Origin of the sequence: Anatilimnocola aquadivae (genome assembly GCF_049819085.1) — a bacterium.
GTDB lineage: Bacteria > Planctomycetota > Planctomycetia > Pirellulales > Pirellulaceae > Anatilimnocola.
Genome location: NZ_CP187419.1, coordinates 6,114,631 through 6,135,696 on the forward strand (window position 1 = coordinate 6,114,631; position 21,066 = coordinate 6,135,696).

Sequence of the window (21,066 nt, forward strand, 5' to 3'; positions counted from 1 at the left end):
CGCGAATTCGCCAAACTGAACTAGCGACTGCTGCCTGGGAGCACGTTAGAATAGGGCCACGCGCCTGCCCGTCTGCCAGCTAGAGTTCCCACCCCCAAGGTCGGGCCGCGACGAACAGGCTACTTCACTCTCGCCGCGCGAGTTCCCTCCCATGAAGTTGTGCGCTCGAATCTTCCTGCTCAGTTGCTGCGCGCTTAGTCTCGCCTCTCCTAGCCGGGCTCAAGAGTTGCCCGCTGCTGCTTCGCCGTGCGTGGCCAGCGTTGAACCGTACTTCCTGAACGAGTTGTGGGCGAAGGTTGGTGCCCAATCGTGCTTGAATTGCCATAAGGCCGGCGGCGATGCCGAGGACAGCAAGTTCATTCTGCGAGATCCAGCCCGCAGCCAAGGGGCCGAGCGCGATGCGGCTCTTAAAGAGAATTGCGCGACATTCACGCGCATCGCGCGGCAAAAGGAAGGAGATGAGTTTCGCATTCTGCTGAAAGTGACCGGCGGCCTCGATCATGGCGGCGAAGTGGTGCTGAAGAGTGACTCAGCCGGCTATCGCATCGTGACCGAGTTTGTCCGCCGCGTGAATGCACCGGCATCCTCCACTCCTCCGCCTGCTAACAGCGCCGATGACGCCAATCGTCGGCCATTCTTCGAGGGCGTGGCGATGCTCGACAATCGCCGCCTACTTCGCCGCGCCACGCTTTCTCTGGCTGGTCGATTGCCGACGCCAGCGGAACTCGCGGCCGTCCAAGAGCAAGGCTTGCAGGCAATTCCTGGCCTGCTCGACGAAGTCATGAAGGAAGAGGCCTTCTACACGCGACTGCGTGAAGGCTTTAACGACATCTTTCTCACGGTGGGTTACATCGACGGCGCGGAATCGGCTTTAGCTTACGACCATTTCAGCACCACTCGCCTCTGGACGCAAAAGCACGATCTGACGCACGTCGGCGATGCCAAGATGCAGCAGCAGGCCCGCTACAAGTTGAACGATGATTACCACGCCGCCTTGCGCGGCGAACCCATGAAGCTGGTCGAGCATATCGTCCGCAACGACCGGCCTTTCACTGAAATTGTGACCGCCGACTACATCATGGTGTCCCCCTATACGGCGAGGGGCTATGGCATCTACGACGAGTTGAAAGACAAGTTCAAAAACCCTGATGACCCGTTCGAGTACGTCCCCGTCACACTCAAGGCGCTCAAGGGACGCCATCGAGATCAGGATCAGGAATCGGCAACCGGCAACTATCCGCACGCCGGCATGCTCAGCGTGTTTCAGTATCTGCGGCGTTATCCAACGACCGAAACGAACCGGAATCGCCTCCGTGCTCGCATGTACTATCAACACTTCCTGGGCATCGACGCTCTCGAGCTCGCCGCGCGCGTTTCCGATGCTGCGGCAGTGACGGCCAAGTTCGAGATTCCCACGATGCAGGCCTCGGAGTGCGTCGTCTGTCACAAGACCATCGATCCGGTCGCGGGGCTCTTTCAGGATTACTACAAATTCGAAGGCGTGTACGGTCGTCGCAAAGAAGGCTGGTACAAGGACATGTTCCCGGCAGGCTTCGAAGGCGAAGAGATGCCCGCCGAAGAACGCTGGCGCTCGCTGCAATGGCTGGGAGAACGAACGGCCAAAGACCCGCGGTTCGCGGTCGCGATGGTTGAGCACGTCTACTACATCCTCACGGGGCGCAAGGTGTTGCTGCCTCCGAAGGATCTCGATCATCTGCAGTACGCCGCCAAGCATCGTGCCTATGCCGAACAACGGAAGCAAATCGAAGCCATCGCTCATCAGTTTGCCGACGACAAGTTCAATCTGAAAACTGCGTTCAAGTTGTGGATCGTTTCCGATCTCTATCGCGCCGATGGGATCGCCACGGCAGCGAAAGACCCCGATCGACTGGCGGAACTCGATGACATTGGCCTGGTGCGTCTGCTGGGTCCAGAGCAAGTGGAGCGAAAGGTCGCCGCTGTCTTTGGCGAGCGGTGGGGCAAGCTTCGCGATCAGCTGAGCATCCTCTACGGCGGCATCGATTCGGAGGAAGTGACCGAGCGCCCCGCCGACCCCAGTGGTGCGATGGGGGCCATCCAGCGGATGATGGCCAATGAAGTGGCCGCCCGTCACACCATCCGCGACTTCGCCAAAGAGCCTGGCGAGCGAGCACTCTTTCCGCTCGTCGAACCGACCACCTTGCCTGGTGCATCGCCCGAAGCAGATGTTGCCATTCGGCAAACGATTTTGCAACTGCACGAGCGATTACTCGGGCAATACGACTCGGCCGACTCGCCCGACGTGGAGCGAACCTATCAGCTGTTCGCAGGCATTGTGAGCGATGCCAAAGGTAAGAAGGGGCTCGACAATCGCGAAATCTATCATGCCCGCAACAAAGTGCCGGATGCACCGAACGATCCTCATTACACCATCAGGGCCTGGCGCGGCGTTGTGACGTACCTGCTGCGCCGCCAGGAATTCCTTTACGAGTAACACCATGCGACGTGACTTTCTCAAGCTGTGCGGACTCGCTGGGCTCGGTTTGGCGATCCCGAATCTCGACCCGCGCGAGACGCAGGCAGCACCTGCGACCGACGAGCCTTATGCGGGGCCGTTCTACGTGGTGCTCAACGCTTCGGGCGGTTGGGACACCACGTACCTGATGGATCCCAAAGGGACTGGCGGCATCAATCGTCTGTACGAAGAAGGTGACATCCTCACGCACGGTGCGCACAAGTACGCGCCGATCGCCAAGCACATTCAAGCCGGATTGAGCAACGAGGATTTTTACCAGGAGTTCGGCGATCAACTGCTAACGCTTAACGGGCTCGACTACTCCGTCAACAATCACAGCCCCGGTGCTCGCTACATGGCGACGGGCAAGCTCGATAGCCTGGCGTATCCCACCTTTGCCGCGCTCGTCGCCGCTTGTCAGGGGCCCGCTTGTCCACTGTCGTACCTGACGTTTGGCAATTACTCGGCGACAGGCAACCTGGTGGCTATGTCGCGCGTGCCCTACCTTCCTTCTCTGCAACGACTGGCGTTGGCCGACTCGGTTGAAGGCAATGAACGCTCGCCGTATCACGATACGTTCGCGTTGGATCGCATCGAGCAAGCCTTGCAGGAGCAACACGCCAGCCAGGCGAACCAGGCTCGATTACCGCGAGTGGAACGAGCCGACAACATGCTGTATGCCGCGCAGGTGAACTCGAAGGCATTGCAACGAGTAACGCCGCATATCCCCAAGAGCATTCCGAAGGAGCGGCTCTCACAGCAGGCCGAAATTGCCCTCGCCTCATTCAAGGCCGGCGTATGCGTCTCGGCGAATCTGACGATTGGCCAGTTCGACAGCCATGCCAACAACGACCCCGACCAAATGAAACTGATTCCCGAGTTTCTCGCCGGCATCGCCTACCTGATTCGCCGCGCCGAAGAGCTGAAGATTCGCGAGCAACTGGTGGTGATCGTGCAAAGCGAAATGGGCCGCACGCCAACCTACAACAAGGGGAACGGCAAGGACCATTGGTCGATTGGCTCGATCATGTTCCTCGGCCGCGGCATCAAGGGGAACCGCGTGGTTGGTGCCACCGACGAAAAGCAATTTCAAGTGCCGATCGACCCGACCTCACTGGCCCTCGATGCTGAGAAGGGAGTGCGCGTGCGGCCCGAGCACATTCATCTCGCCCTGCGCGAGTTCGCCGGCATTGCCGAGCATCCCTTCAGCAAGAAGTTTCCGCTCGGCGTTGTTGAGAAAGAACGCCTCAGCGGACTATGGGGATAATCGGCTCAGCGGATTAAAAAATCCCTTCGCCGAAGCCGCCATTCTTGGGCTTCGGTTTGTCTTGCTCGCGTTTCTCTTTTGCCAATCCCGAGTGTGGTGTCTGTGGACCGCTGGGGGGCGAAGGTGCCGGCAGTATGTGCGGCGGGCGAACTTCGCTTTCCGTCCCTTGATGAATCTGCGTGCCTGGCGGCAGTTGAGGCTGGCGACGTTCTTCGCCGTGTGACGGTGGGGCGATGTCGGCGGGATCGACGTCGTCATCGTAATCGTCGTCGTACTTCGAGACGTAGCCAGGCTGCTTGGCCCGATCGAGTTCGGCGCGGTACTCGGTGATGACTCGATTCTGAATCATCTCGCGACAGCTGGAGTTGATCGGGTGAGCGATGTCGGCATAAAGCTTGGTGCGCCCTTCCTGATCGCGCACGGTGCGATCATCCTTCAGGCGACTTCCGCATTGATTGCAATGAGCAGCCTTCAGGTGATTCTTGCAGCCACACTGCGGGCAATGACTGGTGAGCTTGCGACTCGGCATGGCCACGAAGGGGCCGCTAGAGCCTTCAATAATTTTGAGATCGCGCACGACGAAGCAGTTGTCGAACGTGATCGAACAAAAGCCTTGCAAGCGATCGTCAGAGTCTTCCATGAGCTTGACGCGTACTTCGGTAATTTCCATCGCCGCTATCCCCTCCCGTGGTGCAGTGGGCCATCAGTCTGATTTGCAACTTCAAAAGGTGCCTACAGCCGCCTGACCTGCTCTCCGTACTTTATCAATTCGCTACCAACTTTGCTTGTTTCGATTTGCCTTCATCCATTGCGAGACTGGCCGTTTGCGCCACCATCACCGCTCCCTGGTTTAGCGCTCGCAACCTGACTGCCGCTCGCCGAGCATGCGCGGCCGTCCAGTACAGGCCGAAATAACTCGAGCCGCTACCACTCATTTGATGTCCCACGCAGCCCGACCTGGCAAACGCTCCGCGTACTTTGCCGATCCATGGAGAGATAGCCTCCGCCGGAGCTTGCAGGCCATTGTGCATCCCTCGCGCCGCGGCCGACAAATCGCCACGACTCAGAGCCGCGCAAACAGTTGCGGTCGCGTGACGATTCGGCTCGGGCGTGCAGCCGCGAAACACAGCGGGCGTGCTCAAGCCGACCGGTGGACGAACCATCACAAACCAGCAGCGTGGTACGCGAATCGCTTCGATCCGCTCGCCCCGGCCACGGCAGACAGCAGCTCCCTGGGTAAGAAAAAAAGGAACGTCACTTCCTAGCTGAGCGGCCAAGGCGTGCAGTTGTTTCACGGGCCAGTGAAGTTGCCATGCTTGATTCGCGGCCAACAAGGTTGCCGCTGCATCAGCAGACGCTCCACCCAAACCGGCTTGCGCGGGGATCCGTTTCTTCAACGTGACGATGGCCCCCGCTGTCACGCCGGCGGTCGTCTGCAATAGGTGCAGAGCTTTCCATACCAGGTTGTCTTGCACCTTCGGCAGCTCGCTCCACGCGTGAGCACCAGCCGGCGAGCTTGTCTGTTCGTAGCTACGTCTGGCAGCCAACAAGCCGCAGGCCCAACTGCACTGCACAGACAGTTGGCCATCGGTCGTGGGTTCAATCGTCAGCGTGTCGCACACATCGACAGCCAGCATGAGCGTTTCCAACTCATGAAAGCCATCCGCTCGGCGAGCCAGGACTTCGAGCGATAGATTGACCTTGGCCGGCGCGTACACCGTCAGCTGTTGGTCTGTGCGAAGTGAATACATCCCTGCTGTTGCCTACGAAAAAGTAGCCTGCTGATAAGCCTCGATTCCAAGCGCGGAACAGACCGTGCTTGTCAGAGGTGCAGACGACTAGCGTCGAAGCAAAACCCAGGTGCGGCATCAAGAGAAAGTCGAATGAGTAACTCGATTGTACCGGGCTGCCCGCGTGGGTCAACCAACAGCGTCACTTGCGCCCATCAAGCTACTCTCCACCTCCCATCACCATATTGCCAAGGCCGCCCAGCACCGAGCCTTCGTCCTTGCTCCCTCTGCTACCCGCATTTGCCAGCACGCGACCCGCCAGGCGCGAGAATGGCAGCGACTGCAACCAGATCTTGCCGGGTCCGGTCAGCGTCGCGAGAAAAAGTCCTTCGCCGCCGAAGAGCGTATTCTTCATGCCGCCGACAAAGCCAATGTCGTAATTGACACTCGGCATCAGCGCGACAATGCAGCCCGTATCGACCTTGATGGTCTCACCCGGCGCCAGGTCTTTCTCGTACAACGTGCCGCCGGCATGCACCATCGCGATGCCGTCGCCGATCAACTTTTGCATGATGAAGCCTTCGCCGCCGAACAGACCAACCATCACCTTCTTTTGAAAGGCAATGCTGATCTGAATGCCGCGAGCACCGCACAGGAACGAATCCTTCTGACAGATGAGTTCGCCGCCGAGCCGATCGAGATGCAGCGGCAAGATCTTGCCCGGATACGGAGCGGCGAAGGCGATCGTCTCACGCCGATTCGACGCGGCAGTAAACGTCGTCATGAAGAGCGACTCGCCCGTCATCATTCGTTTGCCCGCCGAAACCATCTTGCCCCAAAATCCCTGATTCGATTGGCTGGGGTCACCGAAGACTGTTTCCATCTTGATGCCCGACGACATGTACATCATGCCGCCCGATTCCGCGATCACCATTTCGTTCGGGTCGAGCGTGATCTCGCAGAACTGCATCTCGTTGCCAAAGATCTCGTACTCAATCTCGTCCGACTTACGACCCCCGCGATTTGCCGTGTAGGGCGAACCGCCAAAGCCACCGGCCACCGGCACCGCGTCGAACACCTCCAAGCCTTCGGGCGCAAGCGTTGGTACCGAGAACACATTCCCGCACGAACGACAACGAACTTGCCGCCCCGCGAGTTCCGGCGAGTAAGGGTACTGTTTGCCACAAGACGTGCAGGCAATGTTCGACATGGTTGATGCTCGGGTGAAGGAATTTACAACGGCAATTCGTTGCCAGCAGCCAATTCTTGCCTACTTCACAAGCTCGCGTCCCTTGAGCCAACGGAGGCAAGCTTCTGACCAGTCACCGGTGCCGGGAATCGATTTGCCCAAGCCCACGCCGTGGCGGCCTTTTTCGTACACGTGCAGTTCGCCAGGGACCTTGTTCGCCAGCATGGCACTGTAAAACACGATGCTGTTCTGCGGCGGTACGCCGGTGTCTTCGTAGGTGTGCCACAAGAAGCACGGTGGTGTTTGCGGCGTCACTTGCTTTTCGTTCGAGAGGCTGCTGACGAGATCAGCGGGGGCATCGGCACCGAGCAGATTCTTTTGCGATCCTTTGTGCGTGAAAGGCTGATCGAAGGCAATCACCGCATAGCACAACACGCCGAAATCGGGCCGGCAACTAACGCGGGCGATTGGATCTTCTGATTTGTCGTCGCCGTTATCGAAGTGCGTGACAGCGGTCGAAGCGAGATGCCCGCCTGCCGAGAAACCCAGCACGCCGATCTTGTTGGGTTCGATGCCGAGGTCCTTCGCGCGGCTGCGGGCGGTGCGAATCGCCCGCTGCACATCTTGCAGCGGAGCAGGATGGCCGTAGCCTTTGCCGCGATGTCGATAGTCGCAGATCAGGGCCGTGATGCCATTGCTGTTGAGCCATTCGCCGATCTGCTTGCCTTCGTGATCCATGGCGAGGCCGCCATAGCCACCGCCTGGGCACACGACGATTGCCGTACTGCAGTTTTTCTCTTTCTCAGGCGACCAAATGATGAGCTTGGGCTTGTCTTTGTCTTCGGTGCCATTCGCGCCGGGCGCGCCATTGGGCCAGAGCAATTCGGTAGTGGGTTCAGCGTTCGCGAGCGAAACCAGGCAGAGCAGGGCGAGTGAAAGTGCGGCGGAAAATCGTAGCGGCAACAGCATGAGCAAAAACTCCGGAGAGGGAAATCGATTCGTCGGCTATCGTAGCCCTTGGCGCGCGATATCTCAATCAGCGAAGCTGGGGCGAAATCCATCGACGCCTCTCCGCTTCCAACAATTAAAAGTACATCTCTATGAGCACCGACTATTCACGCTTGCATCAACTGGCTGGCGACCTGTTCACACTCCCCAAGTCGCCTGCCGAATGGGATCAGTTTCGCTTGACCGACGAGCAAGTCGATTTTTTTCATGAGGAAGGTTATCTCGCCGGCGTGCGCATCCTCAGTGCCGAGCAGATCGACAAGCTGCGAGGCGAATTGGCCGAGTTCTTTCAGCCGCAGCATACCGGGCGCGAGCTGTGGTACGAGTATCACACGAATGAATCGGCCAGCGCGGACACGGTGCTGTTTCATGCCCTGGGAGCCTGGCGCTTGCGCCCCGCATTTCACGATATCCTGTGGCATCCCGCGTTCACGGTCCCGGCCAGCCAATTGCTCGATGGGGCCGTCCGTTTCTGGCACGATCAACTCTTCTGCAAGCCGGCCAAGCACGGCGGCGTCGTCGCCTGGCATCAGGATTATTCGTATTGGACGCGCACCACGCCGATGGCACACCTCACCTGCTGGATCGGTCTCGACGACAGTCAGCGAGACAACGGCTGCCTGCACTATGTTCCCAAGAGTCACCGCTGGACGTTGTTGCCGATCACGGGCCTGGCGGGAAACATGGAGGCGATTCGCGAAGTCCTTTCGCCCGAGCAATGGGAGCAATTCCAACATCCGGTGGCAATCGAACTGAAGGCGGGCGAGGCTTCGTTTCATCATCCGCTGCTTGTACACGGCAGCTTTGAGAACCGGACCGAACGTCCCCGACGGGCGACGGTGATTAACGTCTTTCGCGACGGCGTGCAAAGCCAGAGCAACGAACCGCTGCTCGCGGGCGTTCCCGTCGTCGCGCCCGGACAGAACATGAGCGGGCAGTTCTTCCCGCTGCTGCACGACCCGGCAGTGCTGTAGGTGTGATTTCATTTCAGCCTCCATGGGTTGCCCCCGCGGAATCGACGTAAGTTTGCGATCGCACCGATTCGCCGGGAAAACTTTGTTCACAAACCGGCCCGGTTGGTGAACGCGACTTGCAGTATCTCTCGGGCGCGGCGCGCCTGAGTGTTCACCAACCCCGGGGGTTTGTGAACACCCACCCTTTCGACCTATTTCGACTTACGTCGACGCCACCGCCACGCCCCAGCTGTTTGTCCAGCGTGTCGGGGCAATCTCTTTCGTGAAACAAGGCGACGAATCTCAGTATCTGTCGGTAGTAAATCTTGATAACTTTTTGAGCAGTTTTTTCGCGATAACCATTTGTTCTAACAGCCCTCGGTTGCTCTACTTACGCAAATCGAAGCGAATGACATGACGAAAACTTGATAACCGTTTGATAACCACTTTCGCTTCGCCTGCGAAATACGTTACTGGCTGGTACTGATGTGCGCATGAAACTGAATCTGCTCTTCTCGTGATTCTTTGTCAACCAGAAAAGTGGGCCTACAACGAGGGGAGCTTTAGCTCGACCATCACGGGGCAGTGATCGGATCCCAACGGCCGGCCGATGCGGCGGCTGACCACGCCAATCGTTGGCGACACCAGCACGTGGTCGATGGGAATTGCCATACCGGGAATGCCCTTATTCCAACTGGCCTGCACGCCGAACCCCTGACGGCTATCGCTCAACTTGCCCACCCGCAGCAAGTCTTGAAAGTAGGGAGAGTAACTGGTGACGTTGAGGTCTCCGGCCAAGATCACCGGGCCGCTGGCTTCGGCGGTGAATTGGGCCAGCCCAGCCAACTGCTGATTGCGAACCTGGGCGACGTACCGATTGACGGGCGGTGGGGGATGCGTGCCGATGAGCGTGACCAGTTGGCTAGTGTGAGTGAACTGCGCCACGATCGAGGGAAAATCGGTCTGGCCAAAGTACTGAACCTGCACATCGTCCCAGCGCCGTCGGCTGAGCAGAGCGATCCCGAAGTTGTTTTCCCGCGGCACGATCTTTTGGTGAGGATATTCGTCCCGAAGTGTCGCGAACTCCTTCGCCCAGCGAGCGTTGACCTCGTAGAGCAAAACCACGTCCGCGGTTTCTGCCCGCAGCATCGCCAGCACTTCGGCGGAACGGTTGTTGGAACCGAGGACGTTGTAAGAAACCAGCCGCCACGATTCGCTCGCGGCGGTCGGCTGTTCCGCCGGCCAGTAGATGGGAAGCACGAAGGCAAAGTTGACGGCCGCACCAACGCCGGCAATGACCGCGAACCAGCGAGACCTGGCGATCAACAAGGCCACGCCAGCCAACAACAACAGCCAGGCGTATTGCAGGCGAAAATGGCAAAGGAGTTCGCAGTGCCACGAGTAGCGAGCGAAAAAGCCAACAACGGCAAACAGCAGCACAAACAGTGTCGGCGTGCGAACTGCCAAAAACAACATCCGGCCGAAGAACTGCCGCGGAGTTCGTTCGGCACCATTAGACGTTGGTTGAGCCACTCAGTTCCTCGCGATCAGTTCGCGCGCGGCGTGCTAGTCACCCGCGCCGAGGTCGGTATCGTAGGCCTCGAAGATGAGGTCGTTCTCGCGGGACTCATGATCGCGGAGGGCGGTGTCGAAGTGCAAGTACTCGCGGCCGAGCCAGAGGGCCAGGGTCGTGAGTTGTTCGCTTTGCAACAGGCTTTCGGCCCGCTCCACGATGCCGGTCAGGTCCATATAGAGCTTGCGATGCTCGTTGCGGAGCTGTTCGGCAGCAAAGCTGAGCCGCGGGGCGACATCGACCGGATCGTCGAAATAGCCGTACGCTTCTTCCAGGGCAAAATGGAGGGCCAGCTGATCGCGCAGCTGCGAGAGTCGCTGGACAAAGTGACGGCAACCAGCGGGGGCAATGGGTCGCTGACAGCGATGCTGCATTTCTTGCAATCGCTGCCAAAGCTCGGTGTTGACCTCTTTGATTTCCTGCAGAAAGGCCGCGTTCACCGTGACGGTGCGGGTTAGCAATACGCTGCTCATGGCAACCTCCTTCTCGCAGCGGCTCGAGCGAACTCGCGGCGACTATGGGAGCCAGAAATCGGGGTTTGCCCAGACAGGAAAAGACTTCAATGGCAAGCCGAGAACCCGGCCCAACCTTCAAAAGCCTTGCGAGCAGCGGCCCTGCCCAGAGAAGTTGGGAGCCTGGCCACGATCGCAAAGCCGGACAACGCATGTTTGTTGGCCACAGCTAGTTGCCCCTTCGATTCGCCTGACTCGAAGACGCGTTTTCGAAGCGCTGCAGCCGGTCTTGGTGGTGATTCCAAAAGTTGAACCACCATCTAAAAACTTATTCCTGCTGGCAGTCCGAGTCAAACTTTTTCTCCCGCACATTCTTGGCCAATTACTGCCACTTTGCGTAGAGCGAGCCGCACCCGCAGCTTATAAAGGCAACGTGCCCCTCGGGGCATGCGAGGGATTGCGGGCACCTCATTTTTTTTAATCTTATCGCTCGCGCGTGTGGCTCTCTGCAGAGCCGAAGGAGTTTTCATGAATCCTGTGCGAAAGAGCCTGTGGCCGTGGGCCGCGGCAATCATGTGCCTGTTGTGGTTGGTTGCGGCCGGCTGTGGCAGCAAGCAGCTGGAAGATCTCGCCGCGCAAGCGAAACAGGGCCTCGACCAAGCCAAGCAAACCGCTGGCGACGCCACCAAAAAGGCCGAAGAAGCCGTCAAGCAACTGCCGAGCGCGGTGACTGCAGTAACGGCCGGCGAGATCAAGCTGGTGCTCGATGCTCCCGTGAATTCGACGACATGTTCGGCTCGCTTTACGCCGCCGACCGCTGGCCGTGCGGGGCTATTGCAAATTGGCACCTCCGTCGCGACGGGGCCGCAGAGTTTTCCGGCAGTCTATCTGCACGCCCCGACCGACGCGGCCGATTTGCCCGCGTTGGTCGGCAAGACGCTGTATGGTCAGTTGTTCGTGGCCAAAAGTGAGTCGCAGGGGCACTATCAATCGGCAGCCGACAAGCCGCTGGCCGTGCAAGTGGTGAAGGTGGAGAACAATGTGGTGACGTGTCAGTTGCAGAGTGCCGAGGTGAAGAGCCTCGATCTAGGCCAGGCCATTCCGGTCTCGGGCACCTTGGTCGGCGCGATTCGTCCGTAGTTCTTTTTCTTCACCACACTCGGGAGACCCACTCATGCAAATCTTACGCGCAACTGCCTGCGCACTGTTCGTCATTTCACTTGCAACCTCGTCGCTGCTCGCGAATCCGTCGACCAAAGAACCAGAATCGCTGTTGCGAATTCGCCCTGCCGATCCGCTGCCGGGCGACGCGGTGAAGCCCGACTACGAGGCGATCAATCAGCGCTATCAAAAAGCCAAAGCGGCCAACGACGAGCTGTGGCAAAAGCATCAACAAAAGAAGCTCGTCCTGGGTGATGCTCGCAAGTTCGCACCGGTGTACCTGCTGCAGGCTCAGTTGGGGCGAGAAGCAACCATGCTGAAGTTGCGGGCCGAAGCATCGGGTTGGGATCTGGCCACGCGTGTGCAGGAACTGGATCTGCGGCTGACGGCGATGGTCAAAGAGATGATTCAGCTGCCGAACTTTCCGTTTGCTCCCTTGCAAGAGCAGGTCAAACGAGAAAGTGCCGCCGGCGTGAAGCGACTGCCGGCAATCGAAGGGCTCATTAAGCGGAAGCAATATGTGCAGGCCGAAGGCGAACTGTTTGAAATTGTCGACGCCATCTCGAAGAATGCGATCTGGTTTCCCACTGCGGACTTTTCGTTGTACTACACGCCTTTTCGTCCGCCGCTGGAGACAGCCACGCAAGCGAGACGCGAGGCTTCTCTCGCGGAACTCAAGCCCATCATCGATCAGGGGCCCGATTTCGCCAAGCTGCAGGAAGAATTGACTGCCGCTGCGGCGAGCATGGGCACCAGCGGACAAGCCGCGTTCGACAGCCAAATGCTGAGTGGTCCCGAATGGTTAGCCGCCTGGCACGATCGCTGGCCAAAGCTACAAGCAGCTTCGCAACGAGCCGTGATGGCTCAGATTGCCTGCGAGCATATTGACACTCAGGCCCCACCGCAAAGCCCCACGCTGCTGACGAAACGACATGAGTTTGCCGTGAAGCTGCCGCAGGCCTTGGCTGCCCTGATTGCCGCCGATGCCCAGCGAACGAGTGGACCAGAAGCGGCCTCGTTGTATCAGCGATATGTGGCTGTCGCCGCGAATCTGGCCGCCAGTGGACCGCGAGCCGAAGTTCAGGCCGCGCTCGAACCGGCGCTGCAAAGCCTGGCAACCAAGGGCGGGCTCGATGCCGAACTGACCGCGTATCGCAGTGCCACGGCACCTTTACTTGCCTGGCAACGATTCATGGCGCGGTCGCGGGCGAAGATGCTTGGCCAGGCAGCCACAAGCGCGCAGGACTGGGCCCAACAACGGCTGTCGACGAGAAGCCAGCCCTTCACGCTCATTCCAGAACCTCAAGGAACGATCGCTCAAGTGAAAGTGATTAACACAGCCGATCAGGTGCTGCCCGGAGTGTTTGCCAAAGAACCGAGCGGCACGGTGATTCTAAGTGACCTGGTGCCGGTGAATGCCGCGAAGTCACGCTGGGTGGCCCGCTTCAAGAATCGCGTGCTGGGGTTGGTGGCCGCACCGCCGGCAGAGTCCTGGCAAGCAGAGACCAGCAGGCTGGAACTGGCGTTGCTGGCGACGCCGCAAGCTGGGCCGTTGTCGCTGGATGCGGCAGCGGCACTCGCGGGGGCCAGGCTGGGCGTTTGTGAAACGGTGGGCGGAGCGATTGACCAGCTAACGCTCGAACCGCTACTAACGCGCTTCATCACCCTGCCGAACGAAGCTGCTTCGCTGTTGCCGCTCGGACCATTGGAGCCAGATCCGGTGAACAACGACTCGCATGGCGATTCACTAAGTGTTCGCTGCGACATGCTCAAGCCGACCTGGTATCAACACGAGTGCTTCGTGCTGGTCCCCTAGTGCGTGAACCGTTCAGCGCTTGAATTATCCCTCGCCGTTCGTAGGAGCGGCGATGGGTTGCTCGGCTGCTTCCTTAACGTCGAGCACGGCTAACAGATTCGCTTCGATCGTGTGGCAGTAGCGTTCGAGCGGCAGATCGTTTTCGTCGAAGCCGAAGGGGTCTTCGATTTCGACACCAATTTCTTCGATGCCAAAAAAGATATACGAGACCAGAAACGTGCCCCCGACTGTCCACCATTCCAGTTCGCTCACCAGGGCAAACGGAAGCGTGAAACAGTACAGATACAGGGCCCGCCGCAGATGCACGACGTAGGCGTAGGGAACCGGCGTGCGATGGATTCGCTCGCAAGCGCCCACATAGTCGATTAGCAAGTTGAGATTGCCGTCGATGGTGCCGAGCAGGAAATCGCTGATCGCCCGCTGATCTCGAGCGGCAACCAGAGCGAGCGAAATCTGCGCCGTTACGGCCGAGGGCAAGTGCTGGGCGGCGAGTACCTCGTCCACTCGGTGCTTGGGCAACTGACTGCTGCTGGGAGACAACCCGCGCGTACCACGTAGTGCCGACATGGCTGCGTAAGGAAAGGCGGCGGTCCACAGAATGACTTGCTGCCGAACTTCGGGTGCAGCTCGCAGCATGGAGTTCGCTTGCCGTGCCAGATTGCGGCACTCGTTGACCATGCCGCCCCACAGCTTACGGCCTTCCCAAAACTTGTCGTAAGAAGAGTTGGTGCGAAACACCAGCAGCAAGCCCAAAGCCGTGCCCAACAGGGTATGCACCATGACCGGCACACCCAGTGAGATTTGATGGTTTTGCAGCAGGTACACGTGGGCGATGGTTACCACCAGGGACCAGACGACGCAGGTTGCCACTCGCCCCATAATCTCCGGCAAGAGTGAACCGCGAATATCCAGCAGGTGGGAACGCCAATTGTGCGGATCGTAGTCAATCATGGAGTTCTTGCGGCGGCCGTGGAGATCGTCACTAACATTGCAATTTCGTTATTCATTGCCAATGTACGGCTCGTTTCGTCGGCTGCCAATGCCAGACTGGCGGAACCGTCGTGCCTAACGCAGGAACAGAAACTCACTGCTGTTAAGCAGCGCCCAGGCGAGTTGCACCAAGCCATGTTGAGCAACCAGTTGGTTCGCTGCGGCCGCTTCCTCTGCTGTGGGCAGCCGGCCCAGAGTGGTGCGATAGATTTCGTTGATCGCCTGCTGTTGATTCCCCTGCGAGCCAAGGAAAAAGCGGTTGGCCAGTTCCTGCGCTTGCCGCTGAACGAAGGAATCGTTCATCAAACCCAGAGCCTGCAGCGGAGTGACCGTCTCTTGGCGTTTTGGTGTCGCTAGCGAGGGAGCCGGGCAATCGAGTGTCGACAGCAGCGGGTCACGACCGGTCACCACTGCCGCGCGATAGATGGTGCGCCGTAACAGCTCGGGGCGATCTTGTTCCAGCAAATGATAGAAGTGCGTATTGAACACCGTCACCTTAAAAGGCTTGAAGCTGGGCCCGCCTTGTTGCCGATTCAGCTGTCCGCTGACGGCCAGCATCGAATCGCGCACGACTTCGGCTTCCAGACGGCGCGTGGTGAATCGCCACAGCAGGCGATTGTCGGCATCGGTTTGCTGGGCTCGCTGAGCAGCAGCATCCGCGGGCACCTGGCTGGCCTGTCGATAGACCCTCGCGGTCATCAGCTGGCGATGCAACCGTTTGATACTACCTTCCCTTTGCAGTTCGCCGGCGAGATAGTCGAGCAGCTCTGAGTGCGAAGGCCGGCCGCCGCTGAAACCGAAATCGCTGGCATTTTCCACGAGTCCCCGACCAAAGTGGTACTGCCAAACTCGATTGGCCATTACACGCCAAGGCAGCGGATTCTGCGCGTGCGAAATCCACTCGGCCAATTTCAAGCGGCGTTCTGCTTCTGGCAGGTCGGCACGTAACTTCCATTCTCCTGTCACCGCCCGAACGCCACTCAGCACCCCAGGTGCGACAGTGGGACCAGGCTTGGTCAGGTCGCCACGCAGCAGCAGAATGGTCGGCTCGGGCTGACGACGAATGCCTGCATACAACTTCGGTTGCTGCTTGCCAGCAAGCTTGGCTTCGAGTGTTGCGATTGTCTGCTGCGTGGTCGTTTGCTCCGCGCGAATCCGTTCGACACTCCGATCGGCTGGCGGCGGCACAGAGTCGACAAAGATTCCCTGGGGGGCTTCATCGAAGTGCCATAGGGCGATGGTATCGGCATCGACCGCGAACGGAGCCGTGGGCAACTCGTCGATCTTTCGCAGGCCACGACTCAAGCGCACTTCATCGACGAGACCGGCGCAGCCAATCTTTTGCTCGGCAATCGCCGCGAACTGCAGCGGGCCCGTTTTACCGCCCCGCTTGGGACGCGTGAGGCCGGCAATATGGACTTGCTTGCCATCGACGAACAGCGTGACTTTGCCTTCGTCGATGGTCGCAGCGACGTAGTGCCAGGCATCGTCGCAAATGTTGACGCCCGACTTGATTTCCGCCGGTTTGCAACCCGGCAGGTACAAGCTGAGTTCGCCACTTCCCGCGTAGGTATAAAGCTCCCAGTGATCGGCCGAATCCTTGGGATTGCAAGCGACCAGAATGTTGAAGCCGTTGCGGTTACTCAGCTTGGTCCAGCATTCCACCGTGAGTGGCGGCGCATCGTAGGCGGGCGAGTGGGGAACAGCCACTTGAGCAACTTGCGGCGAAAACGTCTGGCCAAAGCGGCCAGCAACCAAAGGCTGATCGGCACCTCGTTCCAGCCGAGCATCGCTGGGCAACTGCTTGCTCAACTCCACGAGCCTGGCTTTCGCACCCGCGAGTTCGTCTGTCAGCGGTTTCAGTTCCTGGTTCCAAGCCGTTTGCTCAGTCGCCGTGAGCCAAGGACGGGTGCCGTGATCGATGCCATCGAGGGCAGCCTTGAGCTGGTAATAATCGGTTTGGGGAATCGGGTCGAACTTGTGATCGTGACAACGGGCACAGTTGACCGTCAGCCCTAAAAATGTCTGAGAGACGGCCGCGACTAACTCTTCCTGCTGCTCCTCGCGAGCGCGGCGCTTCTCGGTTGGACTGGCACCAACATTTTGAATTTCGTCCCAGGGTCCCGCGACCAGGAAGCCAGTCGCGGCCATCGTCTCGCGCGTCACGTGTGGCAACGCATCGCCGGCCAATTGCTCGGTGACGAACTGAGCATAGGGCTTGTCTTCGTTCAAACTGCGAATGACGTAGTCGCGATATGGCCACGCGTGGTCGCGATACTTGTCGTGCTCGAAGCCATCGCTCTCACCGTAACGAACGACGTCCAACCAATGCCGTCCCCAGCGCTCGCCGTAGTGAGGCGAAGCGAGCAGGCGGTCGATCAATCGGTCTACCGCATCGGGAGCGTCGTCGTGCAGGAAGGCATCGATTTCAGCGGCAGTTGGAGGCAGGCCAATCAGATCGAGAAATGCCCTGCGCACGAAGGTCGTGCGATCTGCTGGCGGCGCGAAGTTCAAGCCCGCTGATTGCAGCCTGGCATGGACAAAGGCATCAATGACGGATTCACCAGCGGACAGATGCTCGGCAGGGAGATTTTGAGGCTGAAGTCGCTGCAGCGACCACCAATCGTAGCCAGCACGGCGGTCGGTCGTGTAATCGAACTGGCTGAGTTTCTTTCCTTCTGGCCACGCCGCACCTTGCGAAATCCACTCTTTCACGACGGCAACTTCTGCGGCGTTCAATCGCCGGCCATCATGCTCGGGTGGCATCGAGCCATCGGCGATCCGTTCCAGCAGCAGACTTTCGGCCGGTTTGCCGGGAACGATCACCGCGCCGCTATCGCCACCCTGAAGAGCCGTCTTGGCCAGACTCAAATCGAGCCCCGCTTTGGGATCCGAACTGTTGTGGCAAGTAACGCAGTGCCGGGCCAGCAGCGCGAGCGGATCGTGCTTGACTGGTTCAGCGGCCAAGCCAGATCGAACAAAGACCAAAAGCACAACGAAGACGCTTATCGACGGTGGCCAAGAGAATCGCTTCGTTCGTGACATCGGCGAGCTTTCAACGGACGAATTGGTCGACGTAGTCCTCGCCTAAGCCTGTTTCGGCAAAATGCCGGCGGCACATTTCCAGCTTGGTATGTACGTCGTCGTGCCCGCAAGGCAGACCATCTTCCGTGTAGTAAATGAGCGCTCCACAAACATGAAAGAGCGTGATCATTTCTTCGGTGTCGTCGTCGACGACCAGCGTGTGAACTTCGCCCGGCGGCTCGAAGACATACATTCCTTCGCGAGCAACCCACTCGTGCTCCAAATATCGCCAGGAGCCCTTCAGCACAAAACCGTGCACAGGCGCTGGATGACGATGCCTGCTGAGCACACCGCTACGACGCACTCGCAGCAGGTTGACCCACTCGCCATTGACCGTATTGAGCAGCAACGGCCGAAACCAGACGCCCTTCGCTTGTGGCACCCACAGCCGTTCGTCCTCGGGAATGGCGGTGATCACCAGATCGGCAATCATTCGGCTCGCGGTCATTGCGGCAGCGTTCATGGGGCAATTCCAGCCAGGAGGTGAAACGAACAGCGAAGCGATTTACTCGGTTTGTTGCTCGACATCGCCCCAGTCGCGCAGGCGGCGTTGCAATGTACGGACCGAGATGCCCAGCGCTTCGGCTGTGCGAGTTCGATTGCCATCGTGACGTCGCAGGGTTTCGAGAATGGCTGATCGCTCTAGCGTGCGCAAGTCGCCGCTGGCCGCTGTTTCTTCCTCGCAGATTTCGCTGGGCAAATCGGCCAGGCTGAGTTCCGCCGAGGAAGTCATCACGCACATTCGTTCAAGGCAGTTGCGCAGCTGGCGGACATTCCCGGGCCAGGGCAAGCTTTCGAGTCGTTGCATCAACTCGGCGCTGACGCCGCGCACCTCCAGCGCCGGATTCGCGGCGAACTGCTGCAGGAAGTGGTTCACTAGCGGGGCAATGTCTTCTCGTCGTTGGCGAAGTGGCGGCAGGTCGATGGCGATCACATTCAAGCGGTAGTACAGATCTTCGCGAAACTCGCCGGCACGCACCAGCTTGGCCAGCGGCCGGCTCGTCGCGGCCACCAGGCGCACGTCGACTTTGACATCCTGCTCGCTGCCGAGTGGCGAGACCAGGCCATCCTCAACAACGCGCAGCAGCTTCGGCTGCATATGCAGCGGAAAGTCACCGATTTCGTCGATGAACAGAGTCCCCAAGTTTGCCTGCTCAAAGCGGCCCACGCGCGGCTGCACGGCGCTGGTGAACGCACCCTTCGAGTGACCGAACAGTTCACTCTCGACGAGCGTCTCGGGAACCGCAGCCATGTTGATGACGACCAGCGGACCACTGGCCCGGGGACTTGAGGCGTGAATGGCGCGCGCTACCAGTTCCTTTCCGGTACCCGATTCGCCCATGATGAGCACGGTGCTGTTGCTGGCCGCGGCACGGAGGATGTTTTGGCGGATGGCAGTAACTGCCGCCGACTTGCCAACGATGGCGGCCAGGCTGGGCGAGTCATTGGCGTTCAAAGGGATGGGCCGGCGACGTTGTAGCAACCGCAGTACTTGCTCCAACAGCGCTTCGGGATCTACTGGCTTGAGCAGAAAATCGTCAGCACCCAGCTTGATGGCATCGACGGCCGTTTGAATGGTACCGAAGGCCGTCACTAACAGAAACGGTGTTTGCGGGTAACGAGATTTCCAGCGACGCAGCAAGTCGATCCCCGATTCGCGTCGCAAGCACAAGTCGCTAATGACCAGGTCTGCACCACGGTCAACGGTCAGTTCGAGGGCCTCGGCCGGCGAGCGGGCGGCAATGACCTGGTAACGCTCGAGGCGCAACACGCGGGCCAGAGCTTCGCGTTCGCTGTCGTCATCTTCCACAATCAAGATGCGGGGTAGTGTGTCAGGCATGTTGTTTCTCCGTCTTAGATGTTCGGTGGAGAGAGTTGCGCCAGCGACGAAATTGCATTCGCCGAACTAGCCACAAACTTCAGGCGAAACAAGGCACCGGTCGGCTGATTGCTTTCGCAGACGATCGAACCGCCACCTTCTTCGACAAAGCGGCGCACGATCGCCAGCCCCAATCCGGTCCCTAATTCCTTCGTCGAATAGAATGGTTCGAAGATTCGCTCTCGTTGAGAAACCGGTACGCCGGGGCCATCATCAACGACCATCAGCTCTACTTTCTCGCCCAGGTGCTTAACCTGAATTTGAATGGTGCCGCCGGTTTCCATCGCTTCTCGGGCGTTGTTGATCAAGTTCAGCAGAATCTGTCGAAATCGATCGCGGTCCATGACCACAATCGCAGGCTGCTCGGGAAAAGTCGCCTTCACCAGGATTTCGGCTCGTTCGAGTAAGGGCCGCAAGAATGTCAGCGTGGCTTGCACTTCGCCGCGGACATCCAAATTCTCGTTGCGTGGATTATCGGGGCGAGCATATCCGAGCAGAATCCGCAGCAAACCTTCGACGCGCTCGATCTCGTAATTCGTTTCGCGAATGATCTCGGAATGTTCGTGGCTCGTGGGATCGTTAGGCTCCAGCTGTGGAGCACGTCGCGAAAGGACGTGCAGATTCAATCGCATGGCATTCAGCGGATTGCGTATTTCGTGCACGATGCCCGCCATCAACTGGCCAAGTTCAGCAAACCGTCGAGTGCGCGTCAACTTGATCGACTCGTGCAACACCACCAGCCGTCGGCTGATGTAAAAGAGCGAGAAACCCGAGACGGCGACGATCAGACCAATCAGCGAGAGCAGATAGGCCCAGACGCGCTTCGTAGGGCCCTGTCGATCGACCAAAACCTTCTCAACCCAGTCCTTGCTGAGGGCACTGTGATAGGTACCGATCAGTTTGTTGTTGAGAAAAATAGGCGAGCTGACATCGTAGCCCACTCTGCCGTCGCTCAAGACTGGCGAGCGAGTTTCCACGACATCGTCGCCGGCGACAGAAACAATCCGTTCGTACCAGGCATTCTCGCGCTGCTGGCCATCCTTCTTGGGATTGCTGTGCGCAATGATTCGACCATTCGTATCGATGACGGCAGCGTATAACCGAGAGGGGTCGATGGTGACAGACCGTTCCCAGTGCTTCCGCAGGAAGTTATCGTCCCCCAGTTCGGCCAGCGACTCTTTGTTGTGCTGGTGAAGCTCATCCTGCACGATGCCGGCGGTACGCAAGGCATGCGTACGCAAGCGATTCATTTCGGAAATGAGGAGCGTCGTGCGAACCTGGTTCAAGTCGTGATAGACGCCCCAGATGGCCACCGCGAGCACAAAGCAAAGGGTGGCACCCACCCCGACATAAGCTGCGACCATCCAGCGAAACACACGCTGGTCGTGTTCTCGCTGCAAGAAGGATACAGGCGGTAACAAGAGACCTTTGGATCCAGGCATTCACAAACCAGCTAGAGCAAGGGGAGGG

16 protein-coding genes are annotated in these 21,066 nt (G+C 59.0%); 5 read left to right on the forward strand and 11 right to left on the reverse strand.

Going from position 1 to position 21,066, the window contains the following annotated elements:
• The first annotated feature begins 151 nt into the window (after positions 1–151).
• Together NA78x_RS24085 and NA78x_RS24090 are read left to right on the forward strand one after the other, a co-directional pair.
• On the forward strand, positions 152–2,473 hold the full coding sequence (locus NA78x_RS24085; protein WP_425614936.1) for a DUF1592 domain-containing protein: 2,322 nt from the start codon (positions 152–154) through the stop codon (positions 2,471–2,473).
• A gap of 4 nt (positions 2,474–2,477) precedes the next feature.
• Positions 2,478–3,761, forward strand: coding sequence for a DUF1501 domain-containing protein (locus tag NA78x_RS24090; protein WP_425614937.1), 1,284 nt, complete (start codon positions 2,478–2,480; stop codon positions 3,759–3,761).
• 13 nt (positions 3,762–3,774) lie between these two features.
• Here NA78x_RS24090 and NA78x_RS24095 read toward each other — a convergent pair whose 3' ends face one another.
• The 4 genes from NA78x_RS24095 to NA78x_RS24110 form a co-directional block, all read right to left on the reverse strand.
• Complete coding sequence (locus NA78x_RS24095; RefSeq protein ID WP_425614938.1) at positions 3,775–4,431, reverse strand: septation protein SpoVG family protein; 657 nt, start codon at positions 4,429–4,431, stop codon at positions 3,775–3,777.
• A 94-nt stretch (positions 4,432–4,525) separates the two neighbouring features.
• The gene (gene ispE / locus NA78x_RS24100; protein WP_425614939.1) at positions 4,526–5,512 is read right to left on the reverse strand and encodes a 4-(cytidine 5'-diphospho)-2-C-methyl-D-erythritol kinase; all 987 of its coding nucleotides are present in this window, start codon (positions 5,510–5,512) and stop codon (positions 4,526–4,528) included.
• A gap of 199 nt (positions 5,513–5,711) precedes the next feature.
• On the reverse strand, positions 5,712–6,701 hold the full coding sequence (locus NA78x_RS24105; protein WP_425614940.1) for a TIGR00266 family protein: 990 nt from the start codon (positions 6,699–6,701) through the stop codon (positions 5,712–5,714).
• 60 nt (positions 6,702–6,761) lie between these two features.
• Positions 6,762–7,649, reverse strand: a complete 888-nt coding sequence (locus tag NA78x_RS24110) for an alpha/beta hydrolase (RefSeq protein ID WP_425614941.1) — start codon at positions 7,647–7,649, stop codon at positions 6,762–6,764.
• Between the two features lie 131 nt (positions 7,650–7,780).
• Here NA78x_RS24110 and NA78x_RS24115 point away from each other — a divergent pair, with 131 nt between their 5' ends.
• The gene (locus tag NA78x_RS24115; RefSeq protein WP_425614942.1) at positions 7,781–8,662 is read left to right on the forward strand and encodes a phytanoyl-CoA dioxygenase family protein; all 882 of its coding nucleotides are present in this window, start codon (positions 7,781–7,783) and stop codon (positions 8,660–8,662) included.
• Positions 8,663–9,187: 525 nt separating this feature from the next.
• On the opposite strand, the gene NA78x_RS24120 is transcribed toward NA78x_RS24115, so the two are convergent.
• Complete coding sequence (locus NA78x_RS24120; RefSeq protein ID WP_425614943.1) at positions 9,188–10,174, reverse strand: endonuclease/exonuclease/phosphatase family protein; 987 nt, start codon at positions 10,172–10,174, stop codon at positions 9,188–9,190.
• 33 nt (positions 10,175–10,207) lie between these two features.
• Positions 10,208–10,687, reverse strand: a complete 480-nt coding sequence (locus NA78x_RS24125; RefSeq protein WP_425614944.1) for a hemerythrin domain-containing protein — start codon at positions 10,685–10,687, stop codon at positions 10,208–10,210.
• 507 nt (positions 10,688–11,194) lie between these two features.
• Here NA78x_RS24125 and NA78x_RS24130 point away from each other — a divergent pair.
• Positions 11,195–11,806 carry a hypothetical protein gene (locus NA78x_RS24130; protein ID WP_425614945.1) on the forward strand — a complete coding sequence of 204 codons (612 nt, stop codon included), beginning with the start codon at positions 11,195–11,197 and terminating at the stop codon, positions 11,804–11,806.
• A gap of 34 nt (positions 11,807–11,840) precedes the next feature.
• The gene (locus NA78x_RS24135) at positions 11,841–13,643 is read left to right on the forward strand and encodes a hypothetical protein (RefSeq protein ID WP_425614946.1); all 1,803 of its coding nucleotides are present in this window, start codon (positions 11,841–11,843) and stop codon (positions 13,641–13,643) included.
• Positions 13,644–13,667: 24 nt separating this feature from the next.
• Here the strand turns inward: NA78x_RS24135 and NA78x_RS24140 are convergent, their stop codons facing one another.
• From NA78x_RS24140 to NA78x_RS24160, 5 genes are all read right to left on the reverse strand, one after another.
• On the reverse strand, positions 13,668–14,594 hold the full coding sequence (locus NA78x_RS24140) for a bestrophin family protein (protein WP_425614947.1): 927 nt from the start codon (positions 14,592–14,594) through the stop codon (positions 13,668–13,670).
• 114 nt (positions 14,595–14,708) lie between these two features.
• On the reverse strand, positions 14,709–17,600 hold the full coding sequence (locus NA78x_RS24145) for a DUF1549 domain-containing protein (protein ID WP_425614948.1): 2,892 nt from the start codon (positions 17,598–17,600) through the stop codon (positions 14,709–14,711).
• Positions 17,601–17,688: 88 nt separating this feature from the next.
• A complete protein-coding gene (locus NA78x_RS24150; RefSeq protein WP_425614949.1) occupies positions 17,689–18,180 on the reverse strand; it encodes a 2,4'-dihydroxyacetophenone dioxygenase family protein in 492 nt (163 codons plus the stop codon).
• Between the two features lie 42 nt (positions 18,181–18,222).
• On the reverse strand, positions 18,223–19,557 hold the full coding sequence (locus NA78x_RS24155; protein ID WP_425614950.1) for a sigma-54-dependent transcriptional regulator: 1,335 nt from the start codon (positions 19,555–19,557) through the stop codon (positions 18,223–18,225).
• 14 nt (positions 19,558–19,571) lie between these two features.
• Positions 19,572–21,038, reverse strand: coding sequence for a sensor histidine kinase (locus NA78x_RS24160; RefSeq protein ID WP_425614951.1), 1,467 nt, complete (start codon positions 21,036–21,038; stop codon positions 19,572–19,574).
• Between the last annotated feature and the right edge of the window lie 28 nt (positions 21,039–21,066).